Below are 15,344 nucleotides of genomic sequence, written 5' to 3' on the forward strand. Positions count from 1 at the left end.
GGTCCGGGCCGAGCACGCGCGCGCGGAGTCCGCGCGCCGGGCGGCCAACGCCGGCGTGCTGCGCCGCCTCGCCGTCACGGCGGGGCGCGTCGAGGGGGAGGGCGACGCGGTCCGGGCCGTGCACGCCCTGCTGGAGGCGCACCGCCGTGCCCGCCGCTGACGGCCTCCACCCCCCGGTGGCCTACGCCGGGCACTGGACGGTCCTCGCCGTGCTCCTCCTGCTGCTCGCGGCCGGTGCCGTCCTCGGTGTGCTGCGCGCCACCCGCACACCGGCCGCACCCGGGCCGGTGGGGACGGAGTCCGACGCGCCCGAGGCGACGGTCCTGCCCGCGGCGCAGCGGCGGCGCGCGCACCACGACCTGGACGAAGCCGGGCGGCGGTACGCGAGCGGCGACCTCGACGACCGGGGCCTCGCGCTCGCGGTGTCGGCGACCGTCCGCGAGGCCGCCGCCACCGCGAGCGGCGTCCCCGCGAGCGCCCTGGCGCTGGCGGACCTGAGGACGTCCCCGGTCCCGCAGCTCGCGGGACCCGTCGCGGCCGTCGTGGCCGCCTGCTACCCGCCGGCCTTCGCGGGCGGGGCGGCGGCCCGGGGGACGGCGCTGGACGCGACGGCCCTGCTGGCGGCGGCCCGCGCGGCCGTGGACGCGTGGACGTGACGTGGAGCTGACCTGGCCGGCGGTGCCGGCGCTGTGCGCCGCCGGGGCGCTGCTCCTGCTGGCCGTGCTCGTCCGGCGCGCCCGCCGCCGCCCCGCGCCCGGCGAGCTGCTGCTCGCCCACACCGACCGGCTGAGCGCGCTGCCCGCCTTCCGCCGCCGCGCCCGCCGGCGCCGGGCCCGGCTGGCCGCCCTCGCGGTCGCGCTGCTGGTCACCGCGGGCGCCGCGTCCGTGCTCGCCGCGCGGCCCGTGTCCGTGCAGCGCGTCGAACCCGACTCCCGCAGCCGCGACGTCGTGCTGTGCCTGGACGTCTCCAGCTCCATGGGGCCGGCCGACGCGGCCCTGCTGGACACGTTCCTCGACGTCGTCCGGCTCTCGCCACGCGAGCGCATCGGGCTCGTCCTCTTCGCCAGCCGGCCCGTGCAGGTCTTCCCGCTGACCGACGACCACGCCTACGTCGAGGAGCAGCTGCGGCGGGTGCGCGCCGCCTACGACGAGCGCACCACAGGTTCCGCCGCCTGGGCCGGCACCACGGGCGGCGACGGGACCTCGGTGATCGGCGACGGGATCGCGACCTGCGTGACCTCCTTCGACCGCCTCGACACGCCCCGCCCGCGCTCGCTGCTGCTGGCCACGGACGCCGTGGTCTCGGGCTCCCCGCTGGTCGGCACCACCGAGGCCGGGGCGCTCGCGGCCGCGCGGGGCATCCGCATCCACGCGCTGAACCCCGCCGACCCCACGGGGACGGCCCGCGACGCGGCCTCGGCGGAGCTGCGGGCGATCGCCGAGCGCTCGGGCGGCAGCTACGCGGGCGTCGGCGGGCCCGGCAGCGTCGCGGCCGTCGTCGCGGCCGTGGACCGGCAGGAGGCGGCGCGGTTCACGGGCTCGCCACAGCTCGTGCGCAGCGACGACCCGCGACCGGCCGCGCTCGTGGCCACCGTCGCCTTCGTGCTGGCGCTGCTCCTCGCCCTGCCTGACCGCGGCCCGGCCGCGCGGTGGGTCCTGGTGCGCCGCGGTGGCGCCCTCGTCCTGCTGCTGGCCATCGGGTTGCGGCCGGGCCTGCCGGGCGACGCGGCGCCGCTGCTCACGCGCGACGTCGACGTCTACCTCGTCGTGGACGACACCGTCAGCATGGCCGCCGAGGACCACGGTGCGGGGCGCCCGCGCATCGAGGGGGCCCGCGCGGACGTCGCGGCCCTCGTCGCGCGGTTCGCGGGCGCGCGGTTCTCGACCATCGCCTCGGGGAGCACCGCGGTGCAGACCATGCCCCTGACCACCGACGCGACGGCGGCCGTCACGTCCGTGCAGGCGCTGCTGCCCAGCGCCCTGGACTCTACGGCCGGCAGCGACCCGCGGGCGGCCGGGCCGCTGCTGCACCGGCTGCTGGCCGAGGGCGCCGAGCGGTCCCCGGGCCGCGCGCAGCTGGTGTTCGTCCTGGGCGACGGCGAGCGCACCAGCGACACCGCGGCGAGCGCCTTCAGGTCCGCGGACGTCTCGGGTGGTGCGGTGCTGGGCTACGGGACCACGGCCGGCGGGCGCATGCGCGACGCCCCGGCGGCCCTCCTCTACGGCGGGGACGGCGGCCCCTACGTCCTGGACACCCGCGGGGGCACGCCCACCGAGGCCGTCTCGCACGCCGACCCCGACGAGCTGCGGGCCGTGGCGGGGGAGCTGGGGGTGCCGTTCGTGGCGCGCGCCGCGGGGGAGCCGATCGACCCCGCGCTCGTGGACGCCCGCCCCGGCGAGCTGCGTCCCGCGGCGGGCGAGGCGGCGGTGCGCCGCCCCCTGAGCGGCTGGCTGGCCCTGGTGCTGCTGCTCGCGGTGGTCGGCGAGCTCGCGGCCCTGCTCACCGCCGTGCTGCCGCGGCGCCGCCCGCGGGTCCCCGCGGAGGGCGCCCGGTGAGGCGGGTCGCGGTGCCCCGGCTGGGGCCGCAGCACCGCCGGCGCGCGCTGGCGCTGGTCCTGCTCCCCGTCCTCGTGCTGGTGCTGCTCGCCGGGAAGCTGCTCAGCGTCGGCCTGCTCACCGACCGGGGCAGCGCGGCGCTGGCGGCGGGCGACGCGCCGGCGGCCGCCCGGTTCCTCGACCCGCTCGGGGTGCTCAACGTCGTCGAGCCGTGGAAGGCGCACCTCGCCCGCGGCGACGCGGCGGCCGCCGGGCGGGACCGGGCGGGTGCCGGCCGCGAGTTCGCGCGGGCGCTGGACCTGGCCCCCGATGACGGCAGCGCGTGCCTGGTGCGGGTCAACCTCGTGCGGACGATCGCGCGGCAGGCGAGCGTCGACGCGGCGGCCGGGCGCGCCCCGGCCGCCGCGGCGGGCTTCCGCCGCGTCGTGGACCTCGTCGGGGCGGGTGACGGCGAGCGGTGCGACGCGGAAGACCGGCGCGCGCTGGCGACGGCTGCGCAGGAGGCCCGGGAGGCCCTGGCCCTCGCGTCGCTGCCCGTCCTGCCCGCGACGACGGCGACCGCCGCGCCCGCACCGCCCCCGGGGGCGGCCCCGCCGCCGACGCAGGCGCAGCTCGACGACCTGCGCGAGGAGGCGGCGCAGGCGGCGCAGGCCCGCAGCGGTCAGGCCGCCGAGGACGGCCGGGTCACCGACCCGCGGGGGCCGACCACCACCACGCCCTGGTGAGCGCGGGCGGGCTCAAGCGCGCGCGAGGCCCTGCCAGGCGAGCCGGCGCTCGCGCTGCGCGTCGGGGTCGGCCACGGGGGCCGCGGCCACCAGCCGCTGCGTGTAGGGGTGCAGGGGGGAGCTCAGCACGTCGGCCGTCGGGCCCTGCTCGACCAGGCGCCCGCGGTGCAGGACGGCGACCCGGTCGGCCACCCGGCCGACGACGGCCAGGTCGTGGCTGATGAACAGGCACGCGAAGCCCAGCTCCGCGCGCAGCCCGGCCAGCAGGTCCAGGACCCGGGCCTGCACCGACACGTCGAGGGCGCTCGTCGGCTCGTCGGCCAGCAGCAGCTCCGGCTCCAGCGCGATGGCCCGCGCGATGCTGACGCGCTGGCGCTGGCCACCGGAGAGCTCGTGGGGGAACCGCTGCCCGAGGGCGACGGGCAGGGCGACGGACTCGAGCAGCTCCTGCACGCGCGCGGTCAGCGCCGCGCCGCGCAGGTCGGAGTGCAGCAGCAGCGGCTCGGCGATCGAGTCCGCGGCGCTGGCCCGGGGGTCCAGCGAGGACAGCGGGTCCTGGAACACCACGCCCACGCGGGAGCGCAGCCGGCGCAACGGCCTGCCGCGCAGCGACTCCGGGTCCACCCCGGCGACGGAGAGGGTGCCGCCCGTGCGGCGCACGAGCCCGCTCACGCAGCCCGCGACGGTGCTCTTGCCCGACCCGGACTCCCCGACCAGGCCCAGGACCTCGCCGCGGGCGACGTGCAGGTCGATCCCGTCGACGGCGCGCACGCCGGCCGAGCCGAACCGGCCGCCGAAGACGACCTCCAGGCCGCGGACGGCCAGGACGGGCTCGTCCTGGACGGCGCCCGCTTCGGGGACCGAGCGCGTCGCGGGGTCGGAGGTCACGGCCACGTGCGCGCCGCGCCGCAGCACGCCCTCCTCCGGTGCACCGGCCGCCGCCCCCGCCGCCGCGGCGGGCAGGTCCAGGACCGCCGCGAGCAGCTCGCGCGTGTACTCCTCCTGCGGTGCGCGCAGGACCCGGCGCACGGGGCCCTGCTCGACGACGCGGCCCGCGCGCATGACGACGACGCGGTCGGCGAGGTCCGCCACCACGCCCATGTCGTGGGTGATGAGCAGCACCGACGTGCCCGTGCGGGCCGTGAGGTCGCGCAGCAGCTGCAGCACCTCGGCCTGCACGGTCACGTCGAGCGCGGTCGTCGGCTCGTCGGCGACCAGCAGCGCCGGGTCGTTCGCGACGGCCATGGCGATGACCACGCGCTGCAGCTGCCCGCCCGACATCTCGTGCGGGTAGGCGCGCATCCGGCCCGCCGGGTCCGGCAGGCGCACGAGCGTCAGCAGCTCCACGGCGCGCTCCCGCGCCGCGGCCCGGGAGGCGCCGGAGTGGACCCGCACGGCCTCGGTGAGCTGGTCGCCGATGCTCAGCACCGGGTTCAGCGCGCTCATGGGTTCCTGGAACACCATGGCGACCTCACCGCCGCGCACGCGCCGCAGCTCCTCGGGGTCCAGGGCGAACAGGTCCCGCCCGCGCAGCAGGGCCCGCCCGCCGACGTGCGCCGTGGACGGCAGCAGCCCCAGCAGGGACATGGCCGTCACGGTCTTGCCGGAGCCGGACTCCCCGACGACCGCGACGACCTCGCCGGCCCCGACGGACCAGCTGACGTCGCGCACGGCGTGGGTGGCCCGCCCGCCCGTGCCGAACACGACGTCGACGTGCTCGACCGACAGCAGGGCCCCACCCGCCGGCTCCGCCTCCGCTGCCGGTCGCGGGCTCACGCGGTGACCCCGACGGCCAGGTAGTTCGGGTAGGCCGGGAACGCCCCGATGAAGAAGTTCGTGACCTTCGACCCGCGCAGGAAGGAGTTGCGCGTGTAGATCAGCGGCACGACGGGGGAGTCCGTCATGACCTGCCGGTCGATGGCCGCCCACGCCTTGCCGGCCTCGTCGGCGTCGACCGTGGCCTGCGCGGCCTCGATCGCGGCGTCCACCGCGGGGTTGGAGTAGCGCGCCGAGTTGTAGCCGCCGTTGCCGATGGCCGACGTCGCGAACAGCGGCTGCAGGTTCGCGTTCGCGCTCGGGAAGTCGGGCTGCCACGAGGCGAGCGCCAGGTCGTACTCCTCGGGGTTCACGGCGTTGATCGCCGCGTAGTAGGCGTCGGAGTCCTGGACGAGGAGGTCCACCGCGATGCCGGCCTTCGCCAGCGACGCCTGCAGCGCCTGCGCCTGGGCCGGGCCGTTGCCGTCCTGGCTGACGAGCAGCTTCAGGCCGGTGAGGCCCTGCGGGTGCCCCGCCGCGGCGAGCAGCTCCTTCGCCTTGGCCGGGTCGCCCTCGGGCGGTGCGGTGTAGAGGTCGAAGTCCTCCCGGCCCGCGATGCCGTCGGTGATCAGCGTCGTGGCGATCTTCCCGGCCAGCTCGGCCGTACCGGCCGTGGCGATCTGGAACGCGGACTTGTCGACGGCGTACTGGAACGCCTGCCGCACCTTGACGTCGCCGAGGACGCCGCGCGTGGTGTTCAGCGAGAGGAACGCCAGCGCCCCCGAGGAGGACGTGACGAGGCGGTCCTTCGCGCTGGGGTTCTGGCTGACCTGCACGAGCTGGGCGGGGGAGACGAACGAGGCGCCGAAGGCGGTCTGGTCCGCGGAGGAGTCCGCGGCCAGGCGCTGGGAGACGACGTCGGCGGCCTGGCCCATCGAGATGAGGACCGTGTCGGGCAGGGCCGCGCGGACGTCGTCGGAGTCCTTCGTCCAGTGCGTGTTGCGGGCCAGCTCGATGCGGACGCCCTGCTGGTACGTCTTCACGGCGTAGGGGCCGGACGCGACGGGGTGCTGGCCGTAGTCGGCCTCGGCGCCCTTGCCCTCGGGCACGGGGGAGAAGGCGGGTGTGCTGGCGACCCAGCCCCAGTCGCCGTAGGGGCGGGCCAGGGTGAACACGATGGTCCTGTCGTCCGGCGTCGCGATGGAGTCCAGGGCGCCGCCCTCGAAGGGGCCGCCGTAGCCGGCCGCCCCCGCGAGCAGGTCCTTGTGGTAGGTCAGGCCACCGCTGAACGCCGGGGTGAAGGACCGCTCCAGGCCCCACTTCACGTCCGCGGCGCGGATCGGGGTGCCGTCGGAGAACGTGAGCCCGTCCTTGAGCGTGAACGTCCAGGTGCGGCCGCCGTCGCTCGGGGTCCCGGTGTCGGTCGCGAGGTCGGCGACCAGCTCGGCCGGCTCGCCCGAGGTGACCTTCCAGCTCGTCAGGCGGCGGTGCACGAGGCCGAGGGAGGTGATCGCCAGGCTCTGGCTCTTGGCCGGGTCGAAGTTCGTCGTCGTCTGCTCGACGAGGATCGTCAGCGTGCCGCCGGTCTGCGTCGAGGACGACGTCGCGCCACCGGAGGAGCTCTGCTCGTTGGCGCCGCAGGCCGCCAGGAAGGAGCTCGCACCGAGCCCGGCCAGGACCGAGCCGAGCAGGACGCTGCGGCGGCCGAGGAGGGGACCGGTGGTCTCGGGGTGCGTCATGGGAGAGCCTTCCGTGCGGTGGCGGGAATGGTTTCGCGGGGAGGCGGGCGCGCTCACGTGAGCCGGGCCCGCGGGTCGAGCAGCCCGTAGACGAGGTCCACGAGCACGTTCGCGACGACGATGAGGACCGCCGCGAAGAGGGTGGTGCTCAGGAGCAGGGGCAGGTCGAGCTGTCCCACCGCCTCCAGCAGCAAGCTGCCGACGCCGGGCATTCCGAAGACCTTCTCGGTGATGACCGCGCCGCCGAGCAGACCGCCGAGGTCGAGGCCGAACAGCGTCACGAGCGGCAGCGTCACGTTGCGCAGCGCGTGCTTGCCGATGACGGTGCGCTCGGGCAGGCCCTTGGCGCGGGCCGTGCGGATGTAGTCCTCGTTGAGGACCTCCAGCATCTGCCCGCGGGTGAGGCGCACGTACACGGCGCCGTTGAGGAACGCGAGCACGATCCAGGGCAGGACGAGGTGCCAGGCCCAGTCCACGGGGGACTGCGCGAGGGGCACGTACCCGCTCACGGGCACGACATCGAGGGTGAAGCCCAGCAGGAGGATCCCCAGCAGCCCGACGAGGTAGACGGGGGCGGAGACGCCGATCACCGAGACGCCCGACGCGAGGTGGTCCACGACCGAGCCGCGGCGCAGCGCGGACACGACGCCGAGGGCGACCCCGACGACGAGCCACAGCACGGCCGCGCCGACGGCCAGGGAGACCGTGACGGGCAGGCGGTCGCCGATCAGGGAGACGACCGTCGCGCTCTGCTGGAAGGAGTAGCCGAAGCACGGTGCGCTGCAGTCGATGGCCGTCGCGCCCGAGCCGAACGTACGGCCCGTGAGGATGCCGCCGAGGAACTCGCCGAACTGCTGCCACCAGGGCTCGTCGAAACCCATGAACCCGCGCGCCAGGGCGAGGTTCTCGGGCGTGCAGGGGCGGCCGCAGGACAGCTGGGCGGGGTCGGTGGGCAGCAGGTAGAACACCGCGAACGTCACGAAGGCGACGACGAGCAGGACGCCCAGGCCGGACAGCACCCGGGTCCCCGCGTAGCGCAGGGTGGCCATCAGCGCGCCCCCTGCCGTGCGGTGCGGGGGTCGAGCGCGTCGCGCAGCCCGTCGCCCAGGAGGTTGAACGCCATGGTGGCGAGGAACAGGGCGACGCCCGGCACGACGAGGAACATCGGGTCGGTCTGCACCCACCCGATCGCGTCGGAGATCGAGCGCCCCCAGCTCGGGGTCGGGGGCCGGACGCCGACGCCCAGGAACGACAGGGCCGCCTCCAGCCCGATCCGCTCGGGGATCGACAGGGTGGCGATCACCACGACGGGACCCCATAGGTTCGGCAGCAGCCGCCGCGTGATGGTGCGCCACGGCGGCGAGCCCATGGCCTGCGCGGCCCGGACGAAGTCGCGGCGGGCGAGCCCCAGCGTCGCCGAGCGCACGACGCGCGCGACCCGCGGCCAGCCGAAGAAGCCGATGACGACGATGAGCAGCACCTGGCGGGGGATGCTCGGCGGCGCGACGGCGCCCAGCGCGACCATGAACACCAGGTAGGGGAAGCCGAAGATCACGTCACCGACCCAGCCGACGACCCGGTCCCACCAGCCGCCGAGGTAGCCGGCGCTCGCGCCGAGCGCGACGCCCAGGACGACCGAGACGGCCGTGGCCAGGACGCCGATGAGGAACGACGTCCGGGCCCCGTGCGCCACGATCGCGAAGAGGTCGCGGCCCGTGAGCGGCTCGACCCCCAGCCAGTGCGTCCCGCTGATCCCGCCCAGGGCGCCCTGCGGCAGCCCCGAGCCGGGGTCCAGCGCCGACGCGTCGTAGGTGTACGGGTCCTGACCGGTGATCCGGGTGATGACCGGTGCCAGCAGCGCCAGCAGCAGCAGGGCCGCGATGACGAGCGCCCCGATCGTGGCCGCGCGGTCGTCGCGCACCGCCCGGACCAGGGCGCTGCCGAAGGAGGTGCGGGGTGGGGGTGGAGCAGCCGGGGTCACACGTCACCTGTCGTCGGCTCGTCGGGACGTCGCAGCGGGCGCTGGACGTGGATATACCTACCCACGAGGGCAACCGCTACGTGCACCGCGTCGATTCCGGTGTCAGAGGGGGTCGATGAGGCGTTGCAGGAACCGTCGCGTCCGCTCCTCGCGGGGGTCCTCCAGCACCGCGGACGGCGTCCCCCGCTCGACGATGACGCCGCCGTCGAGGAACAGCACCTGGTCGGCGACCTGCCGGGCGAAGCGCATCTCGTGGGTCACCACCGCCATCGTCCAGCCCTCGGCGGCCAGGTCCTTCATCACGGCCAGGACCTCGCCGACGAGTTCGGGGTCCAGCGCGGAGGTGGGTTCGTCGAAGAGGACGATCTGCGGGCGCACCGCCAGGGCTCGCGCGATCCCCACGCGCTGCTGCTGGCCGCCGGAGAGCTGGAACGGGTGCTGGTCGGCCTTCTCCCGCAGCCCCACCCGCTCGAGCAGGGCGAGCCCGTCGGTGCGGGCCTGCTCGCGGGGCCGGCGCTGGACGACGACCGGGCCCTCCGTCACGTTCTCCAGCACGGTCAGGTGCGGGAAGAGGTTGTGGGACTGGAAGACCATGCCGCTCTGGGCCCGCAGCCGGGCCCCCGCGCGGGCCAGCGCGCGGCCCGACAGCGCGGGACCGAACTCCACCGCGACGTCGCCGACGCGCACGGTTCCCGCGTCCGGCACCTCGAGGGCGTTGAGCGAGCGCAGGACCGTCGTCTTGCCCGAGCCGGACGGCCCGATGAGGACGGTCACCGACCCGGCGGGCGCCTCGAGGTCGATGCCGCGCAGGACGTGGTTGTCCCCGAACGACTTCTGCAGCCCCCGGACCTCCAGCAGCGGTGCCTCCGCGGTGTTCCCGTCCACTCGCCCGTTCCCGTCCACTCGCCCGTCCCCGTTCACTTGGCCACGAACCGGTCGAGCCGGGCCTCCGCGCGGGTCTGCGCGAAGGACAGGACGAGGCAGAGGACCCAGTAGTAGACCGCCGCGAGCCCGTAGAGCAGGAAGAACTCGTACGTCGGGCCCGCGATGATCGACGCCGCGCGCAGGACCTCGGTCACCTGGACGGCCGAGGCGAGCGAGGTGTCCTTGACCAGCGAGATGAGGGTGTTCGACAGCGGCGGCACCGCCACCCGCGCCGCCTGGGGCAGGACGATGCGCCGCAGCGTCGTCGCCCGGCCCATGCCGATGGTCATCGCCGCCTCGGTCTGCCCCTTGGGCACCGCGAGGATGGCCGCGCGGATGACCTCCGAGGCGTACCCGCCGACGTTGAGGCTGAAGGCGATGACCGCGCTGGGGAACGGGTCGAGCGGGAAGCCCGCCGAGGGCAGGCCGTAGTAGATGAGGAACAGCTGCACCAGCAGCGGCGTCCCCCGGATGACCGAGACGAAGAACCGCGCCACCCCCACGAGGGGGGCGACGCCCGACAACCGCATGAGGGCGACGACGAGGGCGAGCGCGAGCCCGAACACGAAGCTCAGCGCGGTCAGCGGGATGGTGCCCTCGAGCATCCCCTGCGCCAGCGGCAGCAGGGAACGCCGGACCAGGTCCCACGTGCTCTCCTCCACGTCCGCCCCTCCCGGCCGCCGCTACCGGCTCAGCCGGCCGCCGGCCCGGAGACGTCCTGGCCGAACCACTTCTGCGAGATCGTCGCCAGCGTCCCGTCGGTCTTCAGCGTGGCGAGGGCGCCGCTCACCTGCTCAGCGGTGTCCTCCTCGCCCTTGCGGAACACGAAGCCCTGCTGGGTGCTGTCCGTGGTCTCGGCGGCGATCTTGATGCTCTTGTCGCCCGTGGTCTTGAGGTAGTCGAGGATCGCGAGGTTGTCGTTGATCGTCACGTCGACCCGACCCTGCTTGAGCAGCGTCACGGCCTGCGCGAGCCCCTCGACGCCCTCGACCTTCGCCCCGGCGTCGGTGGCGGTCTGGGCCCAGTTGCTGCTCAGCGACTGCGCCGACGTCTTGCCCTTCACGTCCGCCAGCGACGTCACCGAGGTGTCGTCGGCACGGGTCACGACGACACCGGTCGAGACGGTGTACGGGGTGGAGAACACGTACTTGGCCTGCCGCTCGGGGGTGATCGAGATCTGGTTGGCGATCCCGTCGTAGCGCTTCGCCTCCATGCCCGCGAACAGGGAGTCGAAGTTGTTCTCGGAGAACGTCACCTCGCGGCCCAGCTGCTTGCCGACGGCCTGGGCGACCTCGATGTCGTAGCCGGTCAGCGCGTCGGTCTTCGTGTCGTGGAAGCTGAAGGGCGAGTAGGTGCCCTCGGTGCCGAAGGTCAGCGCCTCCTGCGAGGAACCGGCGGACCCGGACGAGCTCGCGGTGCCGGTGTCACCACCGCCGCAGGCGGCCAGGAGGCCGGTGAGGGCGAGGGCGCTGAGGGTGCCGAGGGTCCTGCGACGCATGAGTGGGGTGTCCTCCTGTGGAAGAGGCGCCCGCGGTGGGCGCCCGGTGGTGCAGCGACGGGACGGGACGGGATGTTCCCGGGCACCGGGTCGGTGTACCGGGCGTGCGCCTGCGCGGGAGGGTCCTGCCCCTCGTCCTGCCCCGCGCGGCGCGGTCCTCACGTGTAGAGCGTGAACTGCGGGTGGGCCCCGGTGAGGAAGTGGTCGCCCACCTCGCGCGCCTTGTGCTGCACCGGGTCGTGGAGCGTGTGGGTGCGCACGTTGCGCCAGAAGCGGTCGAAGCCGTACCGGTTGCCGGTCGCCCGCGCGCCCGTGACCTCGTAGATCGCCGACGTCGCCTCGACGGCCAGGTCCGAGGAGACGACCTTCAGGGCCGCGATCTCCTCGGCGAGCTCCCCGCGCTCGTGCCACGTCAGGTCCGCCCCGCGCGCCGAGGCCGCCTGCAGGTGCGCCGCGGCGCTCGCGCCCAGCGCCTCGGCCGCCCGCAGCCGCGCCACGAGGCGGCCGTAGGTGGCGAGGACGTAGGGGTCCTCGGTGGCCGAGGGCGCGTCGGAGAGCAGCCACGGGCGCGATGTCGTGCGCGTGTACTCCGCGGCCGTCTCCAGCGCCCCGCGCGTCACGCCCAGGTAGAAGTGCCCGAAGGCGGCCTGGATGGCGGGCGTCACGAGCGAGCCGAAGGGCGTGGCGTCCTCGCCGCTGGTGCTGCCGAGGACCTGCTCGTCGGCCACCGCGACGTCGTCGAAGCGGACGCTGCCGCTGGCCGAGAGCCGCTGCCCGAGGTTGTCCCAGTCGCCGCCCTTGACGAAGCCGGGCGCCTCCCGCGGGACGACCACGAGGAGGTTCTTCCCCGTGTCGGACGCCACGGCCCCGACGACGGTGACGTCGCCCGTGCTGGCGCCCGTCGCGAAGCTCTTCGTCCCGCGCAGGACGTAGCCGTCGCCCTCGCGGTCCAGGTGCAGGTCGGGGTCCACGGGGTTGACCGCGTCGCCCCACAGCCACTGGTGCGCCACCGTGGGCGTGCCCCAGCGGCGGCGGGCCGCGTCGTCGGCCACCCAGACGAGGTTGTGGGCGTTGACGTAGTGGTAGGCCAGCAGCTGGGCGATCGAGCCGTCGGCGCGGGCCACCTCGGCCACGACCCGTAGGGCGGTGGCCCAGCCCGCGTCGGCTCCGCCGAGCTCGGCCGGCAGCAGCAGCGACGGCAGGCCCGAGCGCCGCAGCAGCTCGGCCTCGGCGAGCGGCTCGGCGCCCGCGCGGTCGCGCTCCAGGGCGTCGACGGCGAGCTCGTCGGCCACGGCGCGCGCCGCGGCGACCGCGTCCGCGGCGCTCACCCCGGTGCGGGGGCTGTCCACGGCGGTCATCGCGTGCTCCTCGCGTCGTCGCCGTCGCGCGGCGGGGTGGTGTCCGACGCTGCCGTGCCGGACGGTGCGGTGCCGGACGCGGTGGTCCCGCCGGTGCGGCGCAGTCGGTGCGCCGCCCCCGGGTGGTCGTCGCTGAGGTGCACGTGGCCCTTGCCGTGGATCGTCTCGCGCAGCGTCTCGCCCTCGTAGTCGCTGGGGACGAGGCCCCGGCGCTGCAGCTCGGGCACGACCAGCTCGACGAGGTCGACGAAGGTGCCGGGGGTGATCGCGTAGGCCAGGTTGAAGCCGTCGACGTCGCCCTCGGCGACCCAGCGCTCCATCTCGTCGGCGACGGTCTGCGGGCTGCCCACGACGACGGCGCCCATCCCGCCGATGCCGACCCACGTCGCGATGTCGCGCGGGGTCCAGTCGCGGGTCGGGTCGGCGCTGGAGAACGCGGCGACGGCGCTCTGGACGGCGTCGGTCTCGACGTACTTCAGGGGCTCGTCCGGCGGGTACGTCGAGAGGTCGAGCCCGCTCCACCCGCCGTAGAGGGCGAGCGCCCCGTCGTAGGAGACGTAGCTCGCGTACTCCTCGTACTTGGCCTGCGCCTCCTCGTCCGTGGGCGCGGTGATCACGGTCATGAGGGTGAGGACCTTGATGCCGCGCGGGTCGCGCCCCGCCGCGGCCGTGCGGGCGCGCAGGTCGTCGACCCAGGGCCGCACGACGGCCGGCGTGGTCGCGGTGTTGAACACGGCCTCGCCGTGGCGGGCCGCGAAGTCGAGGCCGCGCGAGGACGCGCCGGCCTGGAAGATCACCGGGGTGCGCTGGGGCGACGGCGCAGTGAGGGAGATGCCGGGCACGTCGTAGAACTCGCCGTGGTGCTCGATCGGGTGGACCTTCGCGGGGTCGGTGAACACCCCGCGCTCGCGGTCGGCGACGAGGGCGTCGTCCTCCCAGGAGCCCTCCCACAGCTTGTAGACGACCTCCATGAACTCCTCGGCCAGGTCGTAGCGCTGGTCGTGGCGGATCTGCTTCTCCAGCCCGAGGTTGCGGGCCGCGCTCTCCAGGTAGGACGTCACGACGTTCCAGCCGACGCGGCCGTTCGTGTAGTGGTCCAGCGTCGCCATCCGCCGCGCGAACGCGTACGGCTTCTCGTAGGTCAGCGACACCGTCACCCCGAACCCGAGGTGCTCGGTCACCGCGCCCATGGCCGCCACCGCGAGCAGCGGGTCGCCCACGGGCACCTGGGTGCCCTCGCGCAGCGCCGTCTCCGGGCCGTCCTTGTAGACGTCGTAGACGCCCAGGACGTCGGCGATGAACAGGGAGTCGAAGCGGCCCCGCTCGAGCAGCTGCGCGAGCTCGGTCCAGTACCGCAGGTCCGCGTAGCGCTCCGACTGGTCCTCGGGGTGGCGCCAGAGCCCGGGGGACTGGTGGCCGACGCACGTCATGTCGAAGGCGTTCAGGTGCAGGCGCCGGGTGGGTCGTTGCGTCATCGGGAGGTCTCCTGCGAGGGGGAGGACGGGGAGGGGGCGCGGGACGGTGCCCGCGGAGGGCCGCTGCCGGCAGGGGCGGCCGACGGGCTTGCGCTCCGGCGGCGCGGCACGGGGGTCCCCCCGACGGCTGCCGCCGGTCGGGGGAGGGGCCGGCGGGACGCCGGGCGGGGCGCGGGGGAGGCGGGTGCGGCTCAGCCGAGCGCGCGCACCGGCCGACAGAGCGCGCTGCAGGTGCGGGCGAGGTCGACGTGGTAGCGCCGGACGAGCCGGGTCGCGGTCATCACTGCGGGTGCCTCCATCGGTCCTGGCGGGAGCACCTGCCGCGCGTACGGGACCGCGGGTGGTTGCTGTGGCGTCGTCGAGCCAGGACTCTCGGCCACTCTGGATGGTGTTGCGGCGAGCGTAGCGGACGGCGGCGCGCGCTCCGCCGCCTCCCGGAGGGGCTGTGAGAGACTGCGAGAGGTCGAGCGTTCCCTTCACACCGGGCGCCCGGCCCGTCGACGCGATCGCCGCCCTCGTGCGAGGCGTCCGGGCAGCGCCGCGGTCCCGAGAGGACCCGGCTGGCGCCCCGGGAGCCGCGGACGGGGCAGCGCCCGCCCCGGTCCCCGGGACGGACGTGCGGAGCGGCGGCGGCACCGTCCTGGACGACGCGCAGACAGTGCGCGAGCCGGGCGGCGCGACGAGGACTTCCGTCGGGCACGGGTCGACCGCCCCGACGACCGGTACGAGATCGCCCGAGCGGCAGTGGGTCCGGTGTGGCTGGCGCTGCGGGCGACGGGAGACCCCGTGACGAGCACCCCCGAAGAGAACACCGACGCAGCACCGGCGAAGGCGCCCCGGCGCCGGCGCGCCGCGAGCCGCCCCGCCGGTCCGCCGGCCGCGGTCGAGAGCAGCGCCCCGGCGACCGCGCCCGTGCCGGACCCCGCGCCGGTCGAGGCGCCCGCTCCCGTCGAGGCGCCCGCGCCCGTGGAGACCGCGCCCGCCCCGCCGGTCGAGCCCGTGGAGCCCCCGGTGGCCGACACCACGCTCGGCCGCGTCGAGGCGACCGCCGACGCCGTGGCCGAGGAGGCCCCCGCCGCGCCGAAGCGGCGCACCCGCCGCTCCACCCGCAAGGCCACGGAGCCCGCCCCCGCCCCCGCGGCGGAGGTCGCCGCGGAGCCTGCTGCCGCGCCGGAGCCCGTCGCCGAGCTCGCGCCCGCGGCCGAGCCGGCGGTCGAGCCCCAGGCCGTCGCCGAGCCCGAGGCCGTCGTCGAGACCGCCGCCGAGCCCGAGGCGGCGCCCCGCCGTCCCGCCCGCCGCCGCCGCGCCACCCGCCCCGCCGCGGCCCCCGAGG

12 protein-coding genes, 1 pseudogene and 1 riboswitch are annotated in these 15,344 nt (G+C 75.8%); of the genes and pseudogenes, 4 read left to right on the forward strand and 9 right to left on the reverse strand.

Annotated features, from left to right (window positions below; translation table 11 throughout):
• Nucleotides 1–146: 146 nt before the first annotated feature.
• Genes F1544_RS21755 through F1544_RS21765 form a run of 3 tightly spaced genes read left to right on the forward strand, consistent with a single transcriptional unit; the run spans nucleotide 147 to nucleotide 3,281 of the window.
• Complete coding sequence (locus F1544_RS21755) at nucleotides 147–656, forward strand: hypothetical protein (RefSeq protein ID WP_167588293.1); 510 nt, start codon at nucleotides 147–149, stop codon at nucleotides 654–656.
• 1 nt (nucleotide 657) lies between these two features.
• A complete protein-coding gene (locus F1544_RS21760; RefSeq protein WP_167588294.1) occupies nucleotides 658–2,556 on the forward strand; it encodes a VWA domain-containing protein in 1,899 nt (632 codons plus the stop codon).
• Nucleotides 2,553–3,281: a hypothetical protein gene (locus F1544_RS21765; protein ID WP_167588295.1), complete on the forward strand. Its 729-nt coding sequence runs from the start codon at nucleotides 2,553–2,555 to the stop codon at nucleotides 3,279–3,281. Before F1544_RS21760 ends, F1544_RS21765 begins: the two co-directional genes overlap by 4 nt.
• Nucleotides 3,282–3,293: 12 nt before the next feature.
• Here F1544_RS21765 and F1544_RS21770 read toward each other — a convergent pair whose 3' ends face one another.
• From F1544_RS21770 to F1544_RS21810, 9 genes are all read right to left on the reverse strand, one after another.
• Nucleotides 3,294–5,057 carry a dipeptide ABC transporter ATP-binding protein gene (locus tag F1544_RS21770; RefSeq protein ID WP_308470256.1) on the reverse strand — a complete coding sequence of 588 codons (1,764 nt, stop codon included), beginning with the start codon at nucleotides 5,055–5,057 and terminating at the stop codon, nucleotides 3,294–3,296.
• A complete protein-coding gene (locus F1544_RS21775; protein WP_167588296.1) occupies nucleotides 5,054–6,775 on the reverse strand; it encodes an ABC transporter substrate-binding protein in 1,722 nt (573 codons plus the stop codon). The genes F1544_RS21770 and F1544_RS21775 overlap by 4 nt, the downstream gene beginning before the upstream one ends.
• 53 nt (nucleotides 6,776–6,828) lie before the next feature.
• Entirely contained in the window at nucleotides 6,829–7,824 is a 996-nt protein-coding gene (locus F1544_RS21780) for an ABC transporter permease (RefSeq protein WP_167588297.1), read from the reverse strand.
• The gene (locus F1544_RS21785; RefSeq protein ID WP_167588298.1) at nucleotides 7,824–8,756 is read right to left on the reverse strand and encodes an ABC transporter permease; all 933 of its coding nucleotides are present in this window, start codon (nucleotides 8,754–8,756) and stop codon (nucleotides 7,824–7,826) included. Before F1544_RS21785 ends, F1544_RS21780 begins: the two co-directional genes overlap by 1 nt.
• 102 nt (nucleotides 8,757–8,858) lie before the next feature.
• Nucleotides 8,859–9,641 (reverse strand): amino acid ABC transporter ATP-binding protein, encoded by a 783-nt coding sequence (locus F1544_RS21790; RefSeq protein WP_308470257.1) that lies wholly within the window; start codon nucleotides 9,639–9,641, stop codon nucleotides 8,859–8,861.
• A 32-nt stretch (nucleotides 9,642–9,673) separates the two neighbouring features.
• A complete protein-coding gene (locus F1544_RS21795) occupies nucleotides 9,674–10,342 on the reverse strand; it encodes an amino acid ABC transporter permease (RefSeq protein ID WP_308470258.1) in 669 nt (222 codons plus the stop codon).
• A 29-nt stretch (nucleotides 10,343–10,371) separates the two neighbouring features.
• Entirely contained in the window at nucleotides 10,372–11,178 is an 807-nt protein-coding gene (locus tag F1544_RS21800) for an amino acid ABC transporter substrate-binding protein (protein WP_167588299.1), read from the reverse strand.
• A 158-nt stretch (nucleotides 11,179–11,336) separates the two neighbouring features.
• Nucleotides 11,337–12,536 (reverse strand): acyl-CoA dehydrogenase family protein, encoded by a 1,200-nt coding sequence (locus tag F1544_RS21805; protein ID WP_167588300.1) that lies wholly within the window; start codon nucleotides 12,534–12,536, stop codon nucleotides 11,337–11,339.
• Nucleotides 12,533–14,011 (reverse strand): LLM class flavin-dependent oxidoreductase, encoded by a 1,479-nt coding sequence (locus F1544_RS21810; RefSeq protein ID WP_167588301.1) that lies wholly within the window; start codon nucleotides 14,009–14,011, stop codon nucleotides 12,533–12,535. Before F1544_RS21810 ends, F1544_RS21805 begins: the two co-directional genes overlap by 4 nt.
• A 292-nt stretch (nucleotides 14,012–14,303) precedes the next feature.
• A riboswitch (SAM riboswitch) is annotated at nucleotides 14,304–14,403 on the reverse strand.
• A 394-nt stretch (nucleotides 14,404–14,797) separates the two neighbouring features.
• On the opposite strand from F1544_RS21810, the pseudogene F1544_RS21815 reads away from it, so the two are divergent.
• Nucleotides 14,798–15,344: pseudogene (locus tag F1544_RS21815) on the forward strand (hypothetical protein); the annotation flags it as partial.

This window comes from Kineococcus rubinsiae (genome assembly GCF_011839805.1).
In the GTDB taxonomy this organism is placed as follows: Bacteria; Actinomycetota; Actinomycetes; order Actinomycetales; family Kineococcaceae; genus Kineococcus; species Kineococcus rubinsiae.